The following is a 23,663-nucleotide window of genomic DNA, read 5'->3' as shown; positions in this document are numbered from 1 at the left end:
AGCCCTATTCCACTTCCAAGGAATGTTCCACCAGGAAGCGGCCTGCTGACAACGCTATAACGTTGTTCTCGTAGAATTCTCCATCAGTGTGAACCTGTCTTTCTGGTGTGATCACCCAACATTGATAGCCCCACTCCAAATCAAGAGAGACGCCTACGAGCCACCCACCAGGGAATCCAACCAATTCAGCAAGTGTATCTGTTGCCATTACAACCTCACCATGTGGAGGTAAAACATGAACAAAAGTATCTTATTGACACCATTTTAGTACAGAATTACTATATTGGTCTAGCATCCCCCCAATTCACCCCTTTGGAGATTCACTCATGAGTGCCAAAAATGAAATGAACGAGAAGCAAAAAGCCCTCGACTTGGTGATGAAGAACGTTGAGAAGACGTTTGGGAAAGGGGCCATCATGCGACTAGGGGATGCCACTCGGATGCAGGTCGAGACCATCTCTAGTGGTGCATTGACCCTGGACCTAGCCTTAGGAGGTGGACTTCCTAGGGGACGGGTGATTGAAATCTATGGCCCTGAGAGTTCCGGTAAAACAACTGTAGCCCTCCATGCGATCTCCCAGATCCAAAAAACTGGGGGCGTCGCTGCCTTTGTGGATGCTGAACATGCTCTTGATCCAGTGTATGCAGCAGCATTAGGTGTAGATGTATCTGAGCTACTCGTAAGTCAGCCTGACTCTGGTGAAATGGCTTTAGAAATTGTGGATCAGTTAGTCCGATCCAGTGCGGTGGATCTAGTGGTGGTTGATTCCGTGGCTGCTCTCACTCCCAGAGCTGAAATTGAGGGAGACATGGGAGATTCTCATATGGGTTTGCAGGCTCGGTTGATGAGTCAAGCCCTACGCAAGATAACGAGCAATATTGCTAAGTCTGGCAGCACCGTTATTTTCCTGAATCAGCTTCGCCAAAAGATTGGGGTCACCTATGGTAACCCTGAGGTGACCACGGGAGGTAACGCCCTCAAATTCTATGCATCGGTTCGTCTGGATATTCGTCGGATCCAGACCTTGAAGAAAGGGACCGATATGTATGGCATCCGAGCGAAGGTCAAAGTTGCCAAGAACAAGGTTGCACCTCCTTTCCGGATAGCCGAGTTTGACATCCTTTTTGGCCAGGGAATCTCAACCATGGGTTGCCTGGTCGATATGGCGGAAGAGAAAGATATCATTGTCCGCAAAGGGGCTTGGTATAGCTATGACGGTAGCAATATAGGCCAGGGTCGGGAGAATACGATTCAATATTTTTTGGATAACCCAGAGTTTGCTCAAGATGTAGAACAGCAGGTGCGTCAAAAGCTTGACCTAGGAGGTGAAGCGGACGTTAATGCTAACAATGCCATAGAAATTGAAGAGACTCACCTGGAAGAAGCAGATGCTACCTAAGTACCGTTCAGTAATCTGAACACCTTAGCGACCAAAACAGGTCCATTGATAAATAAACGCCAGCAAGCCCTAATTAGGCTAGGGAGAGCCTGAAGCTATAGGCTGAGGAGCAGGTGCCAGAAGCGACGCTTGTGTGTGTCCACTCGAGTCCGTTTAATGAGGGGTAAATTCACCAATCTGCAACAGTGTGTTCGCTATTACCACCAGTTTTTGGATGCAGTCCACTATGCTATGGAGCGAATCTTTAGCCAGGTCGAGAATTTTAGAAGACTGGCATCCTGATAGTGGATCTTTGCCCTGAGACGACTATTCAGAGTCATCTGTGAAAGAAAGATGAGGGGTGGGGAAACTGAAGCTGCTGAGGTCGAACATGGATGAGATTTATGGAAGACTTAGGCGAGGGATGCTGGTGATTACTAGGCTATGAAAGAATCCCTGTCCATTCAACAAGCCAGAAAACTGGTCCTGCTCTCACAAAGATTACCTCCGAGAAAGCAATCTGGTCGTGCCATTGAAGCGACCCTATCGGCGATTGAGCACCTTGGCTATATCCAAATTGATACCATCTCCGTTGTTCAACGTGCCCATCACCATACCCTGTGGAATCGCAATCCTCGTTACAAGGCTTCCCAGCTCGATCAGCTGCTTTCTGACAAACAGGTTTTTGAGTACTGGTCACATGCAGCCGCCTACCTGCCCTTTCGGGACTACCGCTTCAGTCTGCCTCGCAAGTATGCGCTGGCAAGTGGTGAACTAAGCCACTGGTATAAACGTGATGAGCAGATGTTGAAATGGGTGCTCAAACGCATTGCCACTGAAGGCCCTTTGATGGCTAAAGATTTTGAGCATACTGGTACAAGGATCGGTGCATGGAAAACCAAGCCTGCCAAGCGCGCCCTGCAATATCTGTTTATGCAGGGGGATCTCATGATTCCTTACCGTGTCAATTTTCAAAAAGTTTATGATCTCACCGAGCGGGTATTGCCTGAAGGGACAGATATCACCCTACCAGCTCCAGAGGAATACGCTCGATTTTTGATTACGCGATATTTGCGCGCAAACGGGTTAGGCCAGTCTGCTGAAATTGCCTATTTGCTGAAGGGTACCAAGCCGCTTATTGATATGACATTGAAGGACATGGTTTCTTCCGGTGAGCTATTGCAGATTCATGTCGGTGATCGTCTCTACTATGCCTTGCCAAATTCACTGGAGTTGCTCAGTAAACCTTTAGCCCGCAGCAAACTGAAAATACTCTCACCATTTGACAATCTTGTCATTCAGCGTAAGCGCCTCAAAGCGCTGTTTGATTTTGATTACTTAATTGAGTGCTATGTGCCTGAGGCCAAACGCCAATACGGCTACTTCTGCCTCCCCATTTTGTGGGATGGAAAACTGGTCGCTCGAATGGACTGCAGTACTGAGAGAAGTAAATCGCTGCTGCATATTCATCATCTCGTACTGGAACCGATTGTCTTAAAAGTCGAGGAGTTGTTCCTTGCTCTACGCAAGGAATTAGAATCATTTCTGCAGTTCAATCGCTGTAAAAAACTCCGGTTACACAGAACCTCCCCCACAAAATTTAAACCAGACTTGCAGATTCTGATCAATGACTTGACGATTTGACTATCAAGAGATCGCAGAGCAATACGGTGCCACGGCACAGGCTGTACGGAAAAGATTGCTTTGAATTTCCCGCAATCCCCCCATATCAATCCTCACATAATGGCACTCCATCACTGGGCTCATTCGTTGCAGCTCCCATCCGCAATCGATGCCCATCAGGATCTTCAATATTCATTTCTCGCATTCCCCAAGAGAAATTAGTAGGTGCTTGCCGAATCCTGGCTCCTTTCGCTTTGAACTCAGTGAACAACGCATCAACATCAGCCACGAATAAGTAGATAGCCAGAAATATTTACATCATAATAAGTGGTTTCAGTTCAGTTGATAGCGAATAGCTTGTAGCCCAATGAAACAACGTTTTATTCAGGGATTGAGCCCAGAGACCATCCATTTACTCAGCCGGATTCATCGCCATAGTTATCACCACCAAGTCCGTCAACGTGCCCATTGCATTCTGTTGAGTTTTGAAGGGTTCAATGTCACAGAGTTAATGAGCATCTTTGCCGTCACCCGAAAAACGGTTTATACCTGGTTAGATGATTGGGACAACCACTGCTTAGTGGGTCTGTATGATCAGCCAGGCCGGGGCCGTAAACCTAAGTTGAATGACGTGCAGAAGGAGCAAATCCGAGCGTGGGCAAAAATGACTCCGCATAACCTCAATGCTGTGTTGGCCAAGATCAAAGAAGCCTGGAACATAGCGGTGAGCAAAACCACCCTCAAGCGCATCCTCAAATCATGTTCCATGAGCTGGCGTCGTCTCAGGCGGGTCGTTGCAGGCCAGCCAGACCCAGTGGAGTATGAAACCAAACGTCATCAGTTAGAGGTCTTGAAGCGCCAAGAGGAAAAAGGTGAGCTGGACCTGAGATATCTCGATGAAAGCGGGTTTTGCTTAGTGCCGTATGTCCCCTATGCTTGGCAGGAGAAAGGGGAAACACTAGGACTTCCCAGTCAACGCAGCAGTCGATTCAACGTGTTGGGGTTGATGAATCGGCACAATGACCTCACTTCCTATGTGTTTGACAAGAGTATTACCAGTGCTGTGGTGGTGGCCTGTATCGATGATTTTAGTAGGACCTGTGATCAACACACGGTTGTGGTGATGGATCAAGCCAGCGTCCATAAAAACGCTGAAATTGAAGAAAAAATTGAGGACTGGAAAGCCAAGAATGTCGAAATTTTCTGGCTACCTACCTATTCACCGCATCTGAATTTGATTGAGATTTTCTGGCGTTTTATGAAATATGAGTGGATTGAATTTGCTGCCTACAAGTGTTTAGGCAGCCTGAGTCTGTACATCGACAAAATCCTTAAGGGCTTCGGAAAAGATTATGTAATTGATTTTGGATAGGTACTTATTGATATCCATGTTCCAGACTGCCCTTGTGCCCCCTGACATAAAAAGATGCAAACGTCATCTCTGGAAACAGATGCAAAAGTCGGTGGATCGCCCCAGTCCCAATCTTTTTGAAAGCCAAGAACATTGACATAATAATCAATACTCGTAGGGATACTACTGACATTGAGTATGGGGGAAAGGCCCGAAAAGGCCCAATTGAAGGGTTGCTGACACCAGGTGCAATCAAGCACTTTTAGGGGCCTGAAACGACGCAAATACGTTCGACCAGAAACTAAATCATTACTAAAAGCTAAAGAATATTGAGAAATATCAAGCCTTAGAATCCTTTCTCTGTATAGCCTCTAGCCTTCGTTGTATCTGGTGTCAGCAACCCTTCAATTGGGCCTTGAACCCGATGCGGTCAGAACCTTTACCAAAGATTTTGCCCTGACCTTGAGTTTCTATGATTTTGATGAATCCATTCATTCGCTGATTCGTACTTCCAATGCGCTAGAACGGTTGTTCCGAGAATTCCGAACCAAAGCTGATGAGATTGGTGCTTTCCCCAATGAGGAGAGCTGTTTAGCGATTTTCTTCCTCGTCTCACGCAGAGATCATGCCAAGCATGATCGTCTCAATAACCATGGCGAATAAATCGGGACACTAACTTCCCTTTGACCGATCAAAATCAATACGCCATCCCCCCTCTCGAAATACTGAAGAAATTCAGAAGAACTACAACAGCGATGCCAAGGCAATGCGGGCTAAAGCTGCTAGGGCTAGGATTGCTGTTCGAAAGAAAGCAGAAAGAGATATACGGCAGAAAGCGGCGATTAAGAAGATTCCGCTAGAGCATTGCTATGTGGTCGGTCAAGCCAGCTAAATTCAGAGTCGGACAGCCCAAGTGCCTTGGTGCAGAGTGTTCACAACGAAATTCATCTCATCTGAATACTTGAAAAAAGTGCTTGACACTTATTCCTGTCGAAGTACATTGCTCACATTCTTCACTAAACTCAACAATTTAAGACAACACAAAATAGCATTTTTATCCTGATTCATTACTTTTATATTGCTACTAGTCTCCCCGCCAGACTACGGGTCTAGTTATATTTGGAGGTGTTGGCGCTGGTCTCTTAGCAGGATCTAAAAGTTCAAAACCTTTCTAGGTTATAAACTTCAGAATAAATGGAGTTGGAAGTCTCAAATGTTTATAGAATAGGGGCTACGGAAATCTAGAGCCTTTTAAGGGACCACTGCCGATGAGTGTTCTCGCCTATTTAATCATGGCTTTTTGGTTGGAGAATAGCAATAGACAAAATGTTTTTTATCGTTGGTTTTATAAAAGTCGTTCTTTAGGAGACTATCAGCATGCAACAGGTACTTGATGGCCCAAAATTCAAGAAGAGTATCCCGACTGACACAATAAGGTTTGTGGCTGTCACAAGCGAGGATAGTCAAGCTTCAACCATGATCTTTGATAATTTATCGATTGAAACTGGAGTGGGCAATCCATCAGTACCAGATGTAGAGACAAGAACGTTCACTTATGTCCGAGAAATTGAGAGTACCGAAGATAGCCTCGTGGAGCAAGATTTTCGAGGCTTTGTTGCAAGAGAGGGTAATGCCAGTGCAGCGATGATCGTTCACTCTGGTTCTCAGACAGCAGTTGTTGATCTAGTCAAGGCAATTGAAGACGCAAAAAATTGTGCTGTGAGTAAAGACTTTCCTACTCGAAAGCAAGCTGAGCAGGCTGCTGCTGAAGACGGATTAAAAGACTCTGAACGAGTGGGCGAATTCGACGACTTCATTGTTCATATTTCAACTCTGGTTCCTGCAGGGCAATCATTACAGACCACCATCATCCTGCTTGTTGATCGAGTCGGAGAAACGGACGAATCAACTGCTTTCCTTGCAATTGATTCGATTGATAGTGAGGTGAAGGCAAGTCCAGACACGAATAATTGAGGTCTTGATCGAGCAGTAGTATTGGGATAGGGCTATATTCTTTTGTTGCAAGCTTTTTCAGATGCATACCTATTTTTGATCTCCTGTGCCAACAGAAAATACTCTCTTTTGGGTGCAGAAACCTAGAAGTTCTGAGAAATTGAAACTCTTGTTCAATAAATCTTTGATCAAATTAAGTTAGAGTCTTTTCAAGCCTATAAAAATAATTTCTGAAAATGAGATAAAAAGGTTTGAAGTTGGAATACACTTTTCTGAGAAGTTATACCAAAAACCCCTAAATGGAAATGTATCAGCACTTCTCGCGTATCTCGCTTGCTCTTAGTTTGGTGCCAGAAAATAACACCGAGAGTATGGGGCCTTGTCAACATCACTAGTACGCAGCTGACAGTCTTCACCGATGCAATAGCCCGTCCAAAGACGCACGCAAATGCTTAGTTGACCGTCATTCACCAACCTAGTATTGGCATGCAATTTTTTTAAAATTCTCTTGTAGCTGAAACTACTAGATAAAAGCCATTCGAATATATTCTTAGCTACATAAAAATAAAGAAATATTAAGTAATGAATAAATAATGGCCGTCTTTCAGAAGTAATAACGAAGGTAGAACTCAAGGTGATTCAGTTAAGTCTAGCCGATCTCTATTGGCAATTGAACTATGTTATTTAACTCCAAAAATAATGATGGCAATAATAGTTTTTAGCTAATAATGGCAATCTTTAGAAATTTCTATGAGTTAATTACAATTATTTGAACTAAAAACTGATACTTAATTCCAAAAAGTATTGCTAAACTTTGTCTCACTTTTATTGAGTTGAGCAATACCTATCTAGTGGAATTATCTGGTACATCAATCTAAGTGATGCAACCAATGACGTTGAAAACAAACATCTCTAGACGCAACTTTCTGAGCACTGCCAGTATGGCGATGGGCTCAGTCCTTCTAAATCAACTCAGTGGTCATAGTTATCAACCTGAAGTAGCTAGCCAGCCTATTTCTAACTATCTTATTGGAGTCGGTAAAAGTGACATAACAGATCCTGCTATTGGTTTAGGTATGCAGGGCATGGCGGATAAGAACCAGCGCACAACGGGAGTTGAATCTCGGTTGTTTGCAAAGGTTTTTATTGTGGCTGAACCAGTGTCCTTCAAACGAGTCGCAATTGTATCCACTGATCTCTGGTCTGGTACGCATATCGTCAAACAAGAGGTTGTTGAACGCCTCCAAAAAATATACGGTCCTGAACTCTACCAGTTAGATAACCTCCTAATTAGTGGCACCCACACCCATAGTGGTCCTGGCGGATATACCCACTATTATCTGTACAACCATACTCTGGGTGGACCGAATAAAACGGGTGGGTTTGATCGACATAATTTTGAATCTATTGTCGCTGGGATTGTCTCAGCCATTGAGCAAGCTCATAATCAACTCGCCCCCGGTAAAATTTACGTTAATCGGGGGCATATCGAAGATTGTGGAAGGCAACGCTCGCCTGAAGCATACTTTCGAAACCCTGAGTCTGAACTTTATCAGTATGGAAGCGACACGGACAATGAGATGTTGCTGCTGAAATTTGTGCATCTGACTGATACAAACGAAAAGCCCCTTGGTCTACTGAACTGGTATGCCATTCACCCTACAGATCGTGGACAATACAACACTTTAGTGACGGGGGATAACAAAGGATACGCCGCAGAGCTATTTGAAGAAAAGGCATATGAACCCATCGTTGCCGCTTTTGCTAACGCCAACTGTGGTGATGTATCTGGTAATGTCGCCTTCGGTTCTATTCCGACGGGTGCTGATGATATCGAGCGGATGAAAAAACATGGTGGGCAGCAATATCAACTGGCTCAAACCTTATTTGATCAGGCAACGGAAGAACTACACGGCAGCATTGACTATCGACATACCTTTATCGATATGTCCCATATTGAGATAAAAGATCGGCCTGGAAAACGAACTTGGCCAGCAGCTTTAGGAATCTCCTTTGCTGCAGGTAGTAGCGAAGACAGTAAGCCACCCATTCCCATTAGAGAAGGCATTACCATCCGTTCAATCACGGAAGACGAAGCCAGTATCCTAGCTTTTTCTGGGTTAATTGCAGCGATTGAAGTGCCCGGTGCTGAACTGCCAGGACAATTTGATAGCAAGCTGACTCCAGATTTTATTGATGGGCATGCTCCCAAACCAATTGCCTTCGCTCCCGGTTTAGCCAACCCTGAAACGGATTTTTTCCCAATTACTCCAAAAGAATTGCCGATTCAAATTCTTAAAATTGGTAATTTGGTCTTGACGGGTATTCCTGGCGAAATCACCACCATGGCTGGACGTCGTTTAAAGGCAGCGGTCCAGGCTGAATTGAATGCGGACTATTTAGCCTTGGCCGCCTACTCCAATGCCTTCTCGCAATACATTACAACCTTTGAAGAATACCAGGGGCAGCACTATGAAGGGGCATCTACTTTGTTTGGCCCATACACCTTGATGGCGTATCAGCAAGAATTCCGAAAATTAGCTGCTGCCATGAAGCAAGGGCAACTGGTCTCGCCTGGTATAGGACCTCAATCTATAACGCCCAAAACTACATTGCCGAGAATTACATTCAGGAACCTCACGACATCGCCCGTTACCCTGACCTTTGACCAGCATCAAGCTGCTCCAACTGTAAATTTGGAAGCTTTGACGGTACCTCCAAAAGCAGATCTAGCCTGGATGATGCCTAAAGAATATCTAGATAGTGGAGTGAAGGTGAAATTTGATAGGACTAACTCTACTTATATCTCTGTTAATGACTTGGTGACGATTCACTCAAATCTGAACATTGAAGTATCTTCCTACCGTCCTTCTCCCCTGACTTAAAGTTTTTTTCTGCAATAGCTTTCACTCAAATCTCAATCAATTCAAAACTATGGCTTGCGTATTTTGTATTCAGAAGTGTGATTCTTCATTATATTTTTCCGCAAAAATTGAATCTCTATCGTTCCATCAAAGTACTTGAGATTTGTCAATACTTCAATATCAACCCAAAAATTATGAGCATTAAAGACGCATTTGATAAATTACTATCCGATGAGGATAATGCAGGGAATTTTGAGCTTTTTATTACGACAACTAATCGTGATGGTTCTCCTTATCATCCGTTACCGAATGGTTCAATCTCAAATTTCTCCTTCTTTTCAGATCGACATCAAGGGGGAATACAGAAGCTGCCCCAGGGGGGGTATGTTGTTTCAGGCAGTGCCAACAGTCAATCGTATTTGTACTTTACCGATGAGTCCCTTCATGTTCAGAAAGTGGTTCTAACATCTAGTACTTTTAATCACGGTGGGGGGCTCCAAATTGTTGACAATATTCTAGTGGTTGGCTTAGAGATAATAGGTGAGAGAACGGGCGGATCAGAAGTCAAGTTTTACAGAATTTTTGATAATCCATCAGATCCTACTTCTTTAAACCCCATCAGTATTGATCCATTGACCATTCACCGTTCTGGAGCTAATGACACAGCAGGAGCTTGCGGACTTTGTGACTTTGAGGGTGGTTCTCTGCTTGTGGTTGCGAATTGGGATGCGGAACGGTTAGATTTTTATACTGCTGGTGTCTCCGTTCAAAATCTATCTGCTCAAACTTCTTCTGTATTCACACCTATCAATTCTGTACCGAACGAGTCTGGTGCTTACCAAAATATAAATTTATTCACTGATCCAGTAAGCAGTGGGACAGCCTGGCTTATTGCGATGTCATCTGATACAAGGCTCGGAAATCACGATAGAGCTGACTTGTACAAGGTGGAAACCACTGGAAGTGGCATTAGCCTGACTCAGATCATTCCGAATAAACATTTTCACCGCAACATTTCTGGCCCTCGCTTCCTTCATGGCTCTGGATGCTTTTATGACTCTGCTTTAGAACAATTCAAGGTGTTTTCTATAGAAAAGCAATTTTCATCAGGTAATCCTCGAAAATCCAGATGTTGTTTATGGGAAAAATATGATATGTAGTCTTTAAGTTTTTTGTACTTAACTCCTGCTGTTGAAGTCTAAGGCTAGCTTTTTAACAAAAAGGTGTATCAGATTTCCACGTCAAATCGCTTGAACCAAGGGCCTAGTGGTCCTGTAGTATGGACCAATTCACCTACTTCACCCCAAGCACCTGCATAGTCGCGCCAGGGTTGCACAGATAAATCTTCGACTTTGCCAGCAGTATCCCAAGAAAATCCCCCTGCTGCGGTTTTATCTTGGCCTATGGGACCATGTGTACCGGGAGCAGGATAAAAGGCATGGGTTTCGCGTGAGCAAAATACAACTACACGATCATTTTCGATCATCAGCTCGCTCTGTGGGAAAAACGGTCTGTCCCCATGAGCACTTAGAAAGGCTCCTTCAACTTGATCATCACCATTGACTTTGATAGTTATATCTTCCCAATCCCCTTGGTGACTCAATAATGAACCATTGAAACCAAAGAAGATCCAAAACTGTAAGAACCGATGTGAACCGCCAGCACTCTCGAACAGAAACACGGGTACATTATTGGTCGGAGTCGAATGACCTGTCGGCTTTCCTTCGGGTTGGAGAAAGACATTTAAGTCGTCCCCAGCGTTCGAGTCGCGTGGGCGGCGATTACGTCCATCTGAATGAAGTGTAAGGCTATTTATGAAGTCAACTGGAACGTTGAAATACTTGGGATCTTTAGAGTTGTTCTTATCCCATGTCTGGGTTTCAGTGTTAAAGCCTTCATCTATTCCAGCATCGATAACATTAAATCCTCTATGGTGACGGAATCGAGAAGTCTGAATAAAGAGGAGCGGATCCATGGGGAAAAACTGCTCTTCTGGGTGCAACTTAATAATTGGAGCATGCATGGACAAAACCTACTCAATATCTACAACTAAAACCAAAGTCGACTAATCTCATAAAGATGATAGATAACAACAAGGCTCTAAAAATATTCGGAGCTTTTGAGTAAAGAAAGATGAAATTAGGTGAGATATTTTAGGGCCATTTAGACTTTCAAGAAAAGCAGTAATAAGTGGGAGACTCTATATAATTTACTAATAAAGAAGTCAAAAAGACTCTAGTAAATATAAATTAGAAGCCTTAGGTTTACACTCTGAAATCCATTGTGAGACTTACTTTTAAACCTGCAATTTTATTGGCTGTTAGTTTATAATTCTCAAATAATATTTATCTGAAGTTTATAAGCTAGGCACGATCCAATAGCAGGATCTACACGTTCAAAGTTTTTATATTTAATGGGCTTCAAAGTTCATGGAGAAACAAGACCTAAATTCTTATTCAATAATGGCTTCGGTATTCAAGATCCTCTGAGAATATCAATGCTAAACGCTGATCTTAACTTGTTGATTGATAGGTGATATTCAGAGTATTTCTATTTTACGATTCTATTCGGTTATTTCTTTATTTTTTAATTTTTTTAAATTAAAAATGTTCCATTACGTCACATTTTATCCACTTTTAATTCCCGATTTTCTTACTGATAGTCGCCAGGACGGTAACCCTCTCAAGAAAGAGTTGAATAACTAGGGTGACTTCCAGTTGAGAAAGAATGGATATCTTATTCAGTGGTATCCCTATAAAAACTAATCTTGGGCCACGTCATTGATTATTCACCAATGGCCTCAATTTGGATACTCTCCGGTTTATCAGCAGCCACTCCATCCCCTGGTACCTCCCCATGTACCTCATAGAATTCCTGTTCTGCCTTCAGCTCAATCCCCCGATCCGAATACCGGACAAAAGACTGCTCCGAAGTATGCCGGGTAATCCGTCGAGCCAGAACGGAATCCATGTCCTTCATCACCAGCCGAGTCGCTAGGGTATGCCGTCCCCGGTGTGGATGGGCATTCTCCACCTCGGCAATATCAGCAATGGCCTTGAAGATCTTGTAAATGCCCCAATACTGCAATCGCTGCCCCTTACTGTTGTTGGAGTGGGAGACAAACAACGGTGAATCATTTCCCAGTACATCCCCCTGCTGCTCTCGCCACTGCTTGTACTGATCAATGGCTTTTCGAGCTTTCTTCAGCAGTGGCACCGTACCCACACTGTCAGCTTTAGCAACTCGGATGATGATGCGCTGCCCGTCATAGTCCCCAACGTTCAACCTGTGAATCTCCGATGCCCTCAGCCCATGATCAATCAGGTGCAGTAAGGCCCGATCTCGGAACGTATGGAAGCCGCGATCGCAAATAGCCTGATAGAGATTATCCACCTCATCCTGGCTGAATTCCTGGGGCAGCACGGGATCGGCCTTGAGCTTTTCTAGGAGCAAAGTTGGATCTTTAGTGATGTAGTCCCGAACGGTTAGCCATTTAAAGAAGCTCTGTAATGCGGCCAAGTTGCGGTTAATGGTTGCATTCTTTCGGAGTTGGCCTCTTTGATTGGGTTCCACCTTCAGATGGTTCTTGTACCGATCCAAGTCCCTGGCTGAAATTTCATGCCAACCCTTATCCGTCCAGTCCATGAACTGCTTCAAGTCCCGCTCATAGGCTTTGCGGGTGTTGGAGCTAATTTCGCGAGACCTCATGAACTCTTCCACTCGCGTCCGTCGTAGATCTGCTGGGGTACTTTTTGGAGGTTGGGTACGGGACCTGGCAGCATCAATGGGAGTGGCGGCCTGGTCTGCCAATACGATGAGCTTTACTTCGGGGACGGTCATTTGGGAAAGTCTAGGAGCAAGACGCTGTAACGGGTTGGGATGCCATCAATGGAGATTGTACTCCAAATAACTGAGCAGCTGTTTCGCGTCAACATAAGATATGGCCCCAATATTTTATGTTGGCGCGAATTGTTTGAGGCGCAATGGCACCCACAGACCACAATATTAAAAATCAAATAATTTCGAGAGCTTTTAGTACAATTTCCAAATTCTTCGTTGAAACATACTGATGTTTACCCTACACAGTTGCGCCTAACTTCTTCAATCGGTTGATTTGAGTTGAAGTCAACCCCCGAGCCTCTCTTATATTCATATCTTCATACAATCTGGGGAAGCGTAAGGTCTGCAAACATTCCCCTGACTTGAAATCCCATATCCTAACTGATTCATCAACACTACCACTCGCCAAAGTCTGATTGAACGATGAAAAAGCAACCGTAAAAATGCCATCAGCATGACCTACAAGAGTTTGAAGACATTGTCCAGTATGCCGATCCCAAAGTTTGATAGTGCGATCTGCGCTACCACTGACGATAGTTTGACCATCAGGACTGAAACAGACGGTCATAACAAGCCCTTGATGTCCTTTTAGAACATTTAGGCACTGTCCATTCGTGATATCCCATAGTTTCACAGTGCCCCCATTGCACCCTGTCACTACCAGTGGCTCAAAGGGGTGATAGGCCAACGTCCATGCCCAATCATCGTCAGGAATAGTTTGGAGACATTCGCCAGTTGATAGGTCCCATAGCTTGACCGTTTGGTCCCAGCTAGTTGAAGCAATTCGCTGACTGTCAGGACTAAAGGCGATTCCAAGGGAATAGTCTTGATGGCCAACGAGAGGGGCCAACTGTTGTCCTGTACCCAGATTCTTCAGTTGGATCTCATTATCTCCCCCAGACATAGCAAGGGTCCTCCCATCATGGCTCAAAGCCGTGTCCCAACACCATTTCCCCGAGGTCTGAAGCGTCTGTAAACACCTCCCTTCTTCTGGATCCCATACCTTGATCTCGTAGCCATACGTGACACTAACTAACAACTGGCCATCAGCACTATACGCCACGGTTTTAACTCGCCCTGTATGGCCCGCTAGATCGTGCAAACATTGCCCTGTTTGGGTATCCCAAATTCTCAACCCTCGGTCGTTACTTCCAACCGCGATGATCGGTTGGTTTGGACTGAAGGCGATGGTCCAGACACAATCGTTATGACCATAGATATGCTTCATTAATTGTCCTGACTGCTTGTTCCAAACCTTAACCGTGCTGTCTTCACTACCGCTTACCAGAGACCTAGTACTAGGGTGCCAGGCAATAGCGGATACTCTAGAAAAGTGACCCAGTAAGCATTTAAGACACTGCCCAGTTTGGGCGTCCCATAGTCGGACCGTATTATCTGCCGAACCACTGGCTAAAATTTGACCATTCGCACAATATTCCAATGACAAAATGGGGCTGGTATGGCCTTCGAGGACGTTCTCGCATTGCTGGAGCGACACATTCCAGAGCTTAATGAGCCCGTTCCCATACCCCATCGCAAGCGTCTGATTTGAAGGGTTGAAACTGAGAGGAGACTCTGGGCTTCCAATATCGGAGGGGAGCCAACATTCTTCACTCAAGGCTGAGTTCGAAACACGAATACTCCCATCCACATAACCCACTACAAATTTCTCGCCAATGCTGTCAAAAGAAACCTTGCGGGGTAGCTTGTTCTCCACTTGGAGGGTTTGGAGACATATTTGTTGGCTGACATTCCACAATTTCACACTGCCATCGTGACTTGCACTGGCAAGGATATAATCTTCAGATCCTTTGCTCCCCTGTGGTTCAAAAGCAACAGAAAATACGCCAGCCTGATGGCCTTCTAACGTATGGAGGCAGAGCCCTGTGCTGACATTCCAGATTTTGATCGTATGATCGATCCCGCTGCTAGCCAGGAGCAAGCCATCTTCACTAAAAGCCAAGGACCAGACCAATATCCGATGGCCAACCAGAGATGCAAACTCACGAAGCTGAGGGTAATGGTATAGCTTTACCTCTTCATTCGTCGCAATGGCTAAAACATCACCCTCAGGGCTAAAAGCTAGATCAAAAATACTGCCCAGAGTTTCAGAGAACAGCGTCGTTTTTAGATCAGCCTGAGCAAAATTGACCCGGTGCAATTTCAAGGACCGCAAATCAGCTTGCTGAATGGTTAACTGAGATAGATTCAGATCAGATATATCCGCCTCACAACGGCGCAGGAGATTCAGAACATTCCCCGCAGCATAGTGGATTGTGAGAGAAGAGGTCTGCATCTGGGCCAAGAATTGCTTGAGGTGCTGCACCAATCGGGTTGAATCTTTAAAGGTTTTCTCCAAGCGTTGCAGAATAGGTTCAACCATCAAACGAATTTGAGTTTCACGAACATATTCATGGGCTATAACTTGGACCAAGGCATATTGGTTGAGGGAGCTGAATTGATGGTTAACGATATCTTGACTAAATTCAGCAACCAGCTGGTCAATGATATACTCCATCACCATCGGTTGAAGCGTGAACCCAAGGGAGGGTGCCTCCGTTTCATGCTGAATCGGGATACCCTGCTCAATCAGCGATCGCCGACTCAACGCTTCCAGAGTTTGATAGAGGAGCCCTGGGGAAAAGCTTTCAGTCAAATCATCTAATAGCTGCTTGGGCGTCATCGGTTCTCGATGGATGGCCAACCAGTTCATCACTTTTACTTCCAGGTCAGATAAGCGCTGGAATTGCTGGTGGAGTAGTCGCTGAATCCCCTTAAAAGCAATGTTGCCCTGGTCTAAGAACTCTGCAATATTCCCCGCAAAAATATCTTGAATCGACGTTGCTACGATTTTCAGCGCTAAGGGATTACCTCGATAAAAATTGATCAAAGCGGTTGTCCCTTCAGGTGTTCCCATCAATCCCTTAGCTTCTAATAACTGGTGGGCAGAGGCCGTCCCCAGCCCCGCCAATTTCAGAACCCGAATCGGGAGCAACTCTCCGGCCAGGATGGCGATTTCTTCTGGGAGTTCCCGAGTGGTCAATAGCAGACAGCTCTGATGGACTGCTTCACCTATCTGCCGTAAGAACTTGCCATAGTCTTCATAACCGGGTTGATAGGTGCCAAACTGTTCCCCCGTCTGGAGCAGGCTTTCTGCATTATCCAAAACAATCAGGCAGGGCTGTTGCTGCAAATAGTTCACAAACAGCGAAATCAGCTCTGATGGCGTATTTGGGATCTCAGTCAATTGTTGGTGAGAGACCCCAAGAAGCAGATCAGCCATCAACTCCGTTAAGGGGGGTAAGTTTTTAAGGCTGCGCCAGATCACGACATTAAACTGATCTTGTAACTGGTGGGCCAACTTCACCGCAAGGGCTGATTTGCCAATACCGCCAATGCCTTGAATGGTAATGAGATTACATCGATCCTGCGTTACCCATTGCTCAAGGGTCATCAATTCTTGCTGACGGCCCCAGAATGTGGAGAGGGGATTGGCATCTCCCCAGTCTAGATGGGGGGCGTGATGATCAGGGGTGACAGCGGGAAGGGAAAGGTTATGAGTATCTTGTAGGTGCGTTGTTAGGATCACCCGGATATTGTTCTTCGTGACTTTCGTTGCAAAGACGGTGGAGAGTTGTTGCCAAAGATTAGATCCAACTTTCTTGATGTAATTCGCCTCATACCCTGAATCCATCGCTATTTGGGCATAGGATTTATTTTCCCAGCACCCCGAGAAAATAAGAGATTGGACGTCACTCAGCCTAAAATCTATATTTTTCGCTGACAGGATTCTATTTAAGGAAATAACAGCTTCTTCAGGGGTAAAGGGCATAATTTAGGCAAAGTCTATCCATATATTGTTAATCTCTTCACAAGTATTCTAGTGACTTTTGAAGAACGAAGAAACATTAATTAACATCTCCTGGTTCTCAAGAGGTTACTTTTGGATACCTTTAGTTACTCGATTATTTCCTAGGTCAATGTAAGATAGCCTACAATCCGTAATTAAATAATTAGCAATGAAATAAAATTAATTATCTCTTTCGTTTAACTGTTCAATTAGAATTCGATATGATTTTCAGAGTTTTCTGAGCGATATACTCAATAATGATGGGTTCTTGATACTTTGGAATGATTTGGTGATTATTACATCCCATTTGCAAAATAGAGTACTAAATGTGTGTTTCTTTTTTATCTGCTGTTAGTAAATCGAACATTGTCATGCTATTTATGCGAATTTTATCAGAGTTTTTCTGAATTCTTAACCCCATAGATAACCTATCCTTAATGCTTGTTAAGGCATTAAGGATAGGTTATCTCCATCGCCCAAGCCAGAGACAAAGAGCAGACTTTAGGAGCGTCGTTCTCTCTCTTTATTGGATTGGTAATCGAGGCTTATTTAAGGGCTGAAGGTGCTGAAATATCAGTAACCCGGAGGTTTTTGAAATTATTTTTGTCCTCGTAATTTTTTTAGTGCTGTTGCTATTAACAGTACTAAATTATCTTGCTGGTTTTACGGGAGTAATCTTGGGCTGTCTTTATTTCTAATATGTATTTTCTGGAATAAATACTATGTCCGTTGAGACCCGAGTCCTCCAGTTCATAATCAATGTATATCGGCAATTTACCCGGTTAATGGAAGTTTAAAGGAAGCGGAATAAATATTCATGGGAATTGCTGTAGTTAGAGTTTTTGCTGCCTCAAAGCTAACTCGTTGTCAGAATCCGGAGTTCTAACCCGAAAGTAAGATCTTTAATTTCTCATTAGCACTAAATTAATTTAGGAAATAATTCATGAAAAGTAATTATCAAGCAATGGGGACTGAGCTTTCTGCAGTAGTGATGTCAGAAACATTCAAACGTCTTCAATCATTTGCCCTTGACGATAACTTCCTAGACAAGCTTCAGTTGGCGTTTGGTAGTACTTTCAGCAATGATGCGGCGGCAGACTTGCAGCAAGCATGGGCTGATGGTGACTACAGTGAACTACCTAATATTGAAATTCGGGTAGCTGCTGAGATTAACGGTGCGAATGGAGCTTTTTCGACCGATACCAACACGATTTATTTATCTCAGGAACTTATATCTTTCAATGCCGCGAACCCTGAAACCATTGTTCAAGTCTTGCTAGAAGAGATTGGTCATTTTATTGATTCTCAACTGAATTCTGTGGACAGTCCTGGGGATGAAGGGGCAATTTTTTCTGCTTTGGTGTTGGGACAGGAGCTGAGTCCATCTGCATTACAGCAATTGAAAGCCGAGGATGATACCGCAATCATCAATTTAGATGGTCAATTAATTCAAATTGAACAGGCTGAAATTATTGGTGGGCCTGGAGATGAAGTCCTTAATGGTAGTAACGGCGATGACACTATTTTGGGTGGTGGCGGAGATGACACGATTAATGGTGGTGCTGGAAACGACAGCATTGATGGGGGTACAGGTATTGACAGCATTGATGGGGGTAGTGGAAATGACACTATAGTTGGGGGTGGCAGTGGTTTTGGGTTTGGTGATTCCATTAATAACCCTATTCCAACTGATTCTGTTAATGGCGATGAAGGTACTGACCTGCTGATTGCTGATTACTCACAAGGGGTAAGGGCAATTTTTTTAACAAATTTGCTAGGGGTTCCAACCGAAGTTTTGGTTGAATTTGGTGTTAACGTCACTACCAGTGGTTCGAGTGCACTAATTCAAGATGACCCACCAGGTTCATTCCAGGAATTTATAAATACTGAATTTTATAGCAGCTCTGAATTTGAAAATTTTGATATTACTGGAACTAATCTAAATGATTCTTTGATAGGGGGAACTAATGCTGATACGCTAATCGGCGGTGGTGGCGATGACACTATCGTAGGTAGTGATGGTAATAACACTATTGATGGTGGTGATGGTAACGATACTATCGAGTCTGGTGCCGGAGATGACACTATTGATGCTGGTGATGGTAACGATACTATCGAGTCTGGTGCCGGAGATGACACTATTGATGCTGGTGATGGTAATAACACTATTGATGGTGGTGATGGTAACAATAATATCGAGTCTGGTGCAGGAGATGACATCATCAGCTCAGGTGCCGGAGATGACATCATCACCTCTAGTGGTGGGAATGACACCATTGATGCTGGAGAAGGGAATGACACCGTCAATGCCGGTTTAGCTTCAGGCATTGCAGATGGAGGAGAGGGTACAGATCTCTTAGTTGTAGACTTTTCGGAATTAAACGTAGGCATCACTATGAGCTCCTCATTTATTACTGCAGGCAGCTCAAATTTCAATTTCGTCCATGTTAACTTTGAGAATTTTGATATCACAGGTACCAACCAAGCTGATTCCATAAATGGCGACGCCAGTGCTGACACACTCAATGGTGGAGATGGAGATGACACCTTAGATGGGTTTGGTGGTAATGATGTTATTGATGGGGGGGCTGGGGATGACTTACTCATCGAGGCAGATTTCTCGAGTACTACTGACGCGCTCAATATTGATGATACGAGTAGCAAAACCATCAATACAGGTGGCTTATCCATTGCCAATATCGAAACGATTGAAAACCTGTTAACTGGTAGTGGCGACGATACGATTAACTATGTCAACTTCCGAGACTATAGCATCGACACAGGTGCTGGTGATGATGTCATCAACACAGGTGCTGGTGATGATGTCATTAGAGCTGGAGAAGGGAATGACACCGTCAATGCCGGTTTAGGTTCAGGCACTGCAGATGGAGGAGAGGGTACAGATCTCTTAATTGCAGACTTTTCGGAATTAAACGTAGGCATCACTATGAGCTCCTCCTTTATTACTGGAGGCAACACAACTTTCGTCCATGCTAACTTTGAGAATTTTGATATCACAGGTACCAACCAAGCTGATTCCATAAATGGCGACGCCAGTGCTGACACACTCAATGGTGGAGATGGAGATGACACCTTAGATGGGTTTGGTGGTAATGATGTTATTGATGGGGGGGCTGGGGATGACTTACTCATCGAGGCAGATTTCTCGAGTACTACTGACGCGCTCAATATTGATGATACGAGTAGCAAAACCATCAATACAGGTGGCTTATCCATTGCCAATATCGAAACGATTGAAAACCTGTTAACTGGTAGTGGCGACGATACGATTAACTATGTCAACTTCCGAGACTATAGCATCGACACAGGTGCTGGTGATGATGTCATCAACACAGGTGCTGGTGATGATGTCATTAGAGCTGGAGAAGGGAATGACACCGTCAATGCCGGTTTAGGATCAAACACTGCAGATGGAGGAGAGGGTACAGATCTCTTAGTTGCAGACTTTTCGGATTTAATCTCCTCAGGCATCACTATGAGCTCCTCCTTTATTACTGGAGGCAACACAACTTCCGTCAATGCTAACTTTGAGAATTTTGATATCACAGGTACCAACCAAGCTGATTCCTTAAAAGGCGACGCCAATGCTGACACACTCAATGGTGGAGATGGAGATGACACCTTAGATGGGTTTGGTGGTAATGATGTTATTGATGGGGGGGCTGGGGATGACTTAATTAATCTAGGCGCTGATACCGATACCGATACAGTTACTTACAACCTTGGGGATGGCACAGATACCATTAATCAATTTGTTAGAGGTGTGGGTGGAGATATTCTGAGCTTCAATGGTTTTCAAGGTGTTGATGTTGTTTCATTCAATGATCGTACTCAATTTCATGCCCAGGATGGTGCTAGCTTTGGTGAGGGAACTTTATTAATTACTTTAGTCAACACTATCGATTTTACTTCTGATGATTTAGGAATTAACTTAACTTCATCAGATGGTACCCAATTCAGATTTGAGAATAGTAATGATCCGCCCGTCGCAGTAGATGATGCCTTCACCATCGCCGAAGATACAACCACAGCCGTCCTTGACTTACTAGGCAACGACACAGACCTCGATGGCGATACCCTGAGTATTGAATCGATTGTAGGGATTGCACTAACCCCAGGAACTGCTCAATCGATAGCCGTCACCAACGGTACCGTCAATGTTTCAGCCACTGGGGATATCACCTTCACCCCAGATGCTAATTACAACGGTTCAGTCTCCTTTGACTACGTCGTCACGGATGGCACTGCCACTGATACAGGCACCGTCAACATCACAGTCAACCCTGTCAATGATGCACCCATTGCTGCCGATGACACAGTCACCACTGATGAAGATGTTGCCGTTGTTATTGATGCCGCCCTACTCCTGGGCAATGACACCGATATTGATGGAGATACACTCTCCATTGGTAGCGTTACGGATCCGAGTAATGGCACCCTGGTGGATAACAACGATGGCACCTACACCTACACCCCTGATGCCAACTACACAGGACCAGATGCGTTTACCTACACCATCAGTGATGGCAATGGGGGCACTGATACCGCAACAGTCAATATTACTGTGAGAAGCACCAATGATCCACCCGTTGCAGTAGATGATGCCGTGACCACCGATGAAGATGTTGCCATCACGGGCAATGTCTTAGACGGCAGCAGCGGAGGACTGGATACAGACCTTGATGGGGATACTCTCTCCGTTATTGACAACACGGATCCAAGCAATGGCACCGTCTCTATCTCCGCCAATGGAGACTTCACCTACACCCCAAATCCTGACTTCTTTGGCACAGACAGCTTTGGCTACACCATCAGTGATGGCAATGGTGGCACCAGCGTGGCCACCGTCAACATTACCGTGAATCCCGTCAACGATGCTCCCATTGCTGCCGATGACACGGTCACCACCGATGAAGATGTTGCCGTTGTTATTGATGCTGCTCTACTCCTAGGCAATGACACCGATATTGATGGAGATACACTCTCCATTGATAGCGTTACCACTCCGAGTAATGGCACCCTGGTGGATAACAACGATGGCACCTATACCTATACCCCTGATGCCAACTACACAGGATCAGATGCGTTTACCTACACCATCAGTGATGGCAATGGGGGCACTGATACTGCAACAGTCAATATTACTGTGGGGAGCACCAATGACATCGCCACCGTCACAGATGACTCTGGCTCCGTCACCGAAGATGATGACCCCAATACCCTAACTACCTCCGGCCAAGTAATTGTCACAGATTCAGATCCAGGTGAAGCCTTTGCAACCGCAGAAACCTTGATAGGTACCTACGGCACCTTCACCGTAGATGCTGACGGGTTCTGGAACTACACGGCAGACAATACCCAAGCAGCGATTCAGGAATTAGGCTTGGGAGAGAGCCTCACTGAAACCTTCAGCGTTACTTCCCTTGATGGTACAGGCGCGGGCACCGTCACCATTACCATCAATGGCCTCAATGAACTATTAGAGGGCACCTCCCAAGCCGATTTCCTCCTAGGGACTGGTCTAGCGGATACCATCAACGGTCGGGGTGGAAATGACACCCTCATTGGAAGAGGAGATAATGACATCCTTAATGGTGATGGTGGTAGAGACACCCTAGAGGGTCGTAATGGTGATGACATTCTCAATGGTGGGTCCGGTGCCGATAGCCTAAATGGAGGTAATGGTCTAGATACCCTCAATGGGGGCAATGGCAGAGATACCTTAGATGGGGGTAACAACTCAGATATTCTAGATGGCGGCAATGGGGCAGATACTTACCTCTGGGATGCTGGTGATGACCGGGATATCTACCAAGATACAGGGACCACTGGCACCGATAGAATCACCTCCCTAGTGGAGAACTTTAATGGCCTCACCGCCACCTTTGATGCAACTTCTGGGATTGAAGTCATTAACCGTGAAGGGGATCTAGCCTTTAACATTCGAGGGGCTGGAACTGTGGGAGAAACCTGGGATTTTACCGATATCAATCTGACGAATGCGACTATCCAAGGTCGCGGTGGTGATGACAACATTACTGGGTCTAACCGTGCTGACATAATTGAAGGCAACCGTGGGAATGATACCCTCAATGGTGGTTCAGGTAATGACAGCCTTCTCGGGGGTGGGAATGATGATGTCCTCACAGGAGGGGATGGTCGTGATACCCTCGTTGGTGGTAGTGGAGCAGATAGCCTCAACGGTGGGGCAGGCAACGACCTGCTTCAGGGGAATGGTGGGGATGATACCTTTATCTTTGCCGGAGACTTTGGCCGAGATACTGTCGTGGACTTCAATGGCAATGCCGACCAGATCGACTTGAGTAGCTTTGCCATCGGCATCTCGGATATTGATACCAATGGTGATGGTGTTATTGACTCTAACGATGCCAATGCTCGATTAGTGGGAGGTAACTTACGGTTAAATCTTGCTTCCTTGGGCGGTGGTCGAATCACTTTTGACAGCATCACCTCCATTGATGAGGCCAACTTTACCCTCTAAATCCCAGAACGGTTGGGGTGGAGCTCCTCAACCGTTCTCTAATCAAACCGTTTTGGAAGTGGGGAATTCTAGGCTTGCTCAGCGCTGATATCTCCATATCAAACTCAACTAGATGGGCTGGCGGGATGTCAGAGATTAGGGTTGTACACGACATCTAATACACGACATAGATTGCACTACAAAATATGCTCAAGTGATCACTAATTTAGATACATAAGATTCATGATGCTAATTCCAGAAGTGTCGTCCAAATATAGAATTGACTTTTCAAAACCCTTGC

General features: G+C 44.9%; 12 protein-coding genes and 1 pseudogene. 8 read left to right on the top strand and 5 right to left on the bottom strand.

The features are described 5' to 3' along the window. Positions 1 to 4: 4 nt before the first annotated feature. Positions 5 to 208 (bottom strand): hypothetical protein, encoded by a 204-nt coding sequence (locus tag AM1_RS35035; RefSeq protein ID WP_012167957.1) that lies wholly within the window; start codon positions 206 to 208, stop codon positions 5 to 7. Between the two features lie 118 nt (positions 209 to 326). Here AM1_RS35035 and recA point away from each other — a divergent pair, with 118 nt between their 5' ends. Both recA and AM1_RS35025 read left to right on the top strand, forming a co-directional pair. Beyond that, positions 327 to 1,400 carry a recombinase RecA gene (gene recA / locus AM1_RS35030; protein WP_012167959.1) on the top strand — a complete coding sequence of 358 codons (1,074 nt, stop codon included), beginning with the start codon at positions 327 to 329 and terminating at the stop codon, positions 1,398 to 1,400. A 423-nt stretch (positions 1,401 to 1,823) separates the two neighbouring features. Then, positions 1,824 to 3,023: a winged helix-turn-helix domain-containing protein gene (locus tag AM1_RS35025; RefSeq protein ID WP_012167960.1), complete on the top strand. Its 1,200-nt coding sequence runs from the start codon at positions 1,824 to 1,826 to the stop codon at positions 3,021 to 3,023. 85 nt (positions 3,024 to 3,108) lie between these two features. Here AM1_RS35025 and AM1_RS35020 read toward each other — a convergent pair whose 3' ends face one another. Continuing rightward, positions 3,109 to 3,303 (bottom strand): VOC family protein, encoded by a 195-nt coding sequence (locus AM1_RS35020; RefSeq protein WP_269150246.1) that lies wholly within the window; start codon positions 3,301 to 3,303, stop codon positions 3,109 to 3,111. 66 nt (positions 3,304 to 3,369) lie between these two features. Here AM1_RS35020 and AM1_RS35015 point away from each other — a divergent pair, with 66 nt between their 5' ends. The 5 genes and pseudogenes from AM1_RS35015 (at position 3,370) to AM1_RS34990 (ending at position 10,330) form a co-directional block, all read left to right on the top strand. After that, positions 3,370 to 4,374 (top strand): IS630 family transposase, encoded by a 1,005-nt coding sequence (locus tag AM1_RS35015; protein WP_012163122.1) that lies wholly within the window; start codon positions 3,370 to 3,372, stop codon positions 4,372 to 4,374. Between the two features lie 393 nt (positions 4,375 to 4,767). Beyond that, positions 4,768 to 5,016 (top strand): annotated as a pseudogene (locus tag AM1_RS35010) (transposase); the annotation flags it as partial. A gap of 714 nt (positions 5,017 to 5,730) precedes the next feature. After that, positions 5,731 to 6,327 carry a hypothetical protein gene (locus AM1_RS35000; RefSeq protein ID WP_012167967.1) on the top strand — a complete coding sequence of 199 codons (597 nt, stop codon included), beginning with the start codon at positions 5,731 to 5,733 and terminating at the stop codon, positions 6,325 to 6,327. A gap of 869 nt (positions 6,328 to 7,196) precedes the next feature. After that, positions 7,197 to 9,191 carry a neutral/alkaline non-lysosomal ceramidase N-terminal domain-containing protein gene (locus tag AM1_RS34995; RefSeq protein ID WP_238549386.1) on the top strand — a complete coding sequence of 665 codons (1,995 nt, stop codon included), beginning with the start codon at positions 7,197 to 7,199 and terminating at the stop codon, positions 9,189 to 9,191. 77 nt (positions 9,192 to 9,268) lie between these two features. Next, positions 9,269 to 10,330 carry a hypothetical protein gene (locus AM1_RS34990; RefSeq protein ID WP_012167969.1) on the top strand — a complete coding sequence of 354 codons (1,062 nt, stop codon included), beginning with the start codon at positions 9,269 to 9,271 and terminating at the stop codon, positions 10,328 to 10,330. A gap of 68 nt (positions 10,331 to 10,398) precedes the next feature. Here AM1_RS34990 and AM1_RS34985 read toward each other — a convergent pair whose 3' ends face one another. The 3 genes from AM1_RS34985 to AM1_RS34975 all read right to left on the bottom strand — a co-directional run bounded on the left by AM1_RS34985 (position 10,399) and on the right by AM1_RS34975 (position 16,704). Further along, positions 10,399 to 11,193: a Vps62-related protein gene (locus AM1_RS34985; protein ID WP_012167970.1), complete on the bottom strand. Its 795-nt coding sequence runs from the start codon at positions 11,191 to 11,193 to the stop codon at positions 10,399 to 10,401. Positions 11,194 to 11,954: 761 nt separating this feature from the next. Continuing rightward, positions 11,955 to 13,010 (bottom strand): tyrosine-type recombinase/integrase, encoded by a 1,056-nt coding sequence (locus AM1_RS34980; protein ID WP_012167972.1) that lies wholly within the window; start codon positions 13,008 to 13,010, stop codon positions 11,955 to 11,957. A 238-nt stretch (positions 13,011 to 13,248) separates the two neighbouring features. Then, a complete protein-coding gene (locus AM1_RS34975) occupies positions 13,249 to 16,704 on the bottom strand; it encodes a WD40 domain-containing protein (protein WP_238549391.1) in 3,456 nt (1,151 codons plus the stop codon). Positions 16,705 to 17,803: 1,099 nt separating this feature from the next. Here AM1_RS34975 and AM1_RS34970 point away from each other — a divergent pair. Further along, a complete protein-coding gene (locus AM1_RS34970; RefSeq protein ID WP_012167975.1) occupies positions 17,804 to 23,383 on the top strand; it encodes a tandem-95 repeat protein in 5,580 nt (1,859 codons plus the stop codon). Positions 23,384 to 23,663: the final 280 nt, after the last annotated feature.

It is taken from the genome of Acaryochloris marina MBIC11017 (assembly GCF_000018105.1).
Classification (GTDB): domain Bacteria; phylum Cyanobacteriota; class Cyanobacteriia; order Thermosynechococcales; family Thermosynechococcaceae; genus Acaryochloris; species Acaryochloris marina.
Note: the sequence above shows the minus strand (reverse complement) of the source record. Positions and strands in the feature narration are given on the sequence as shown.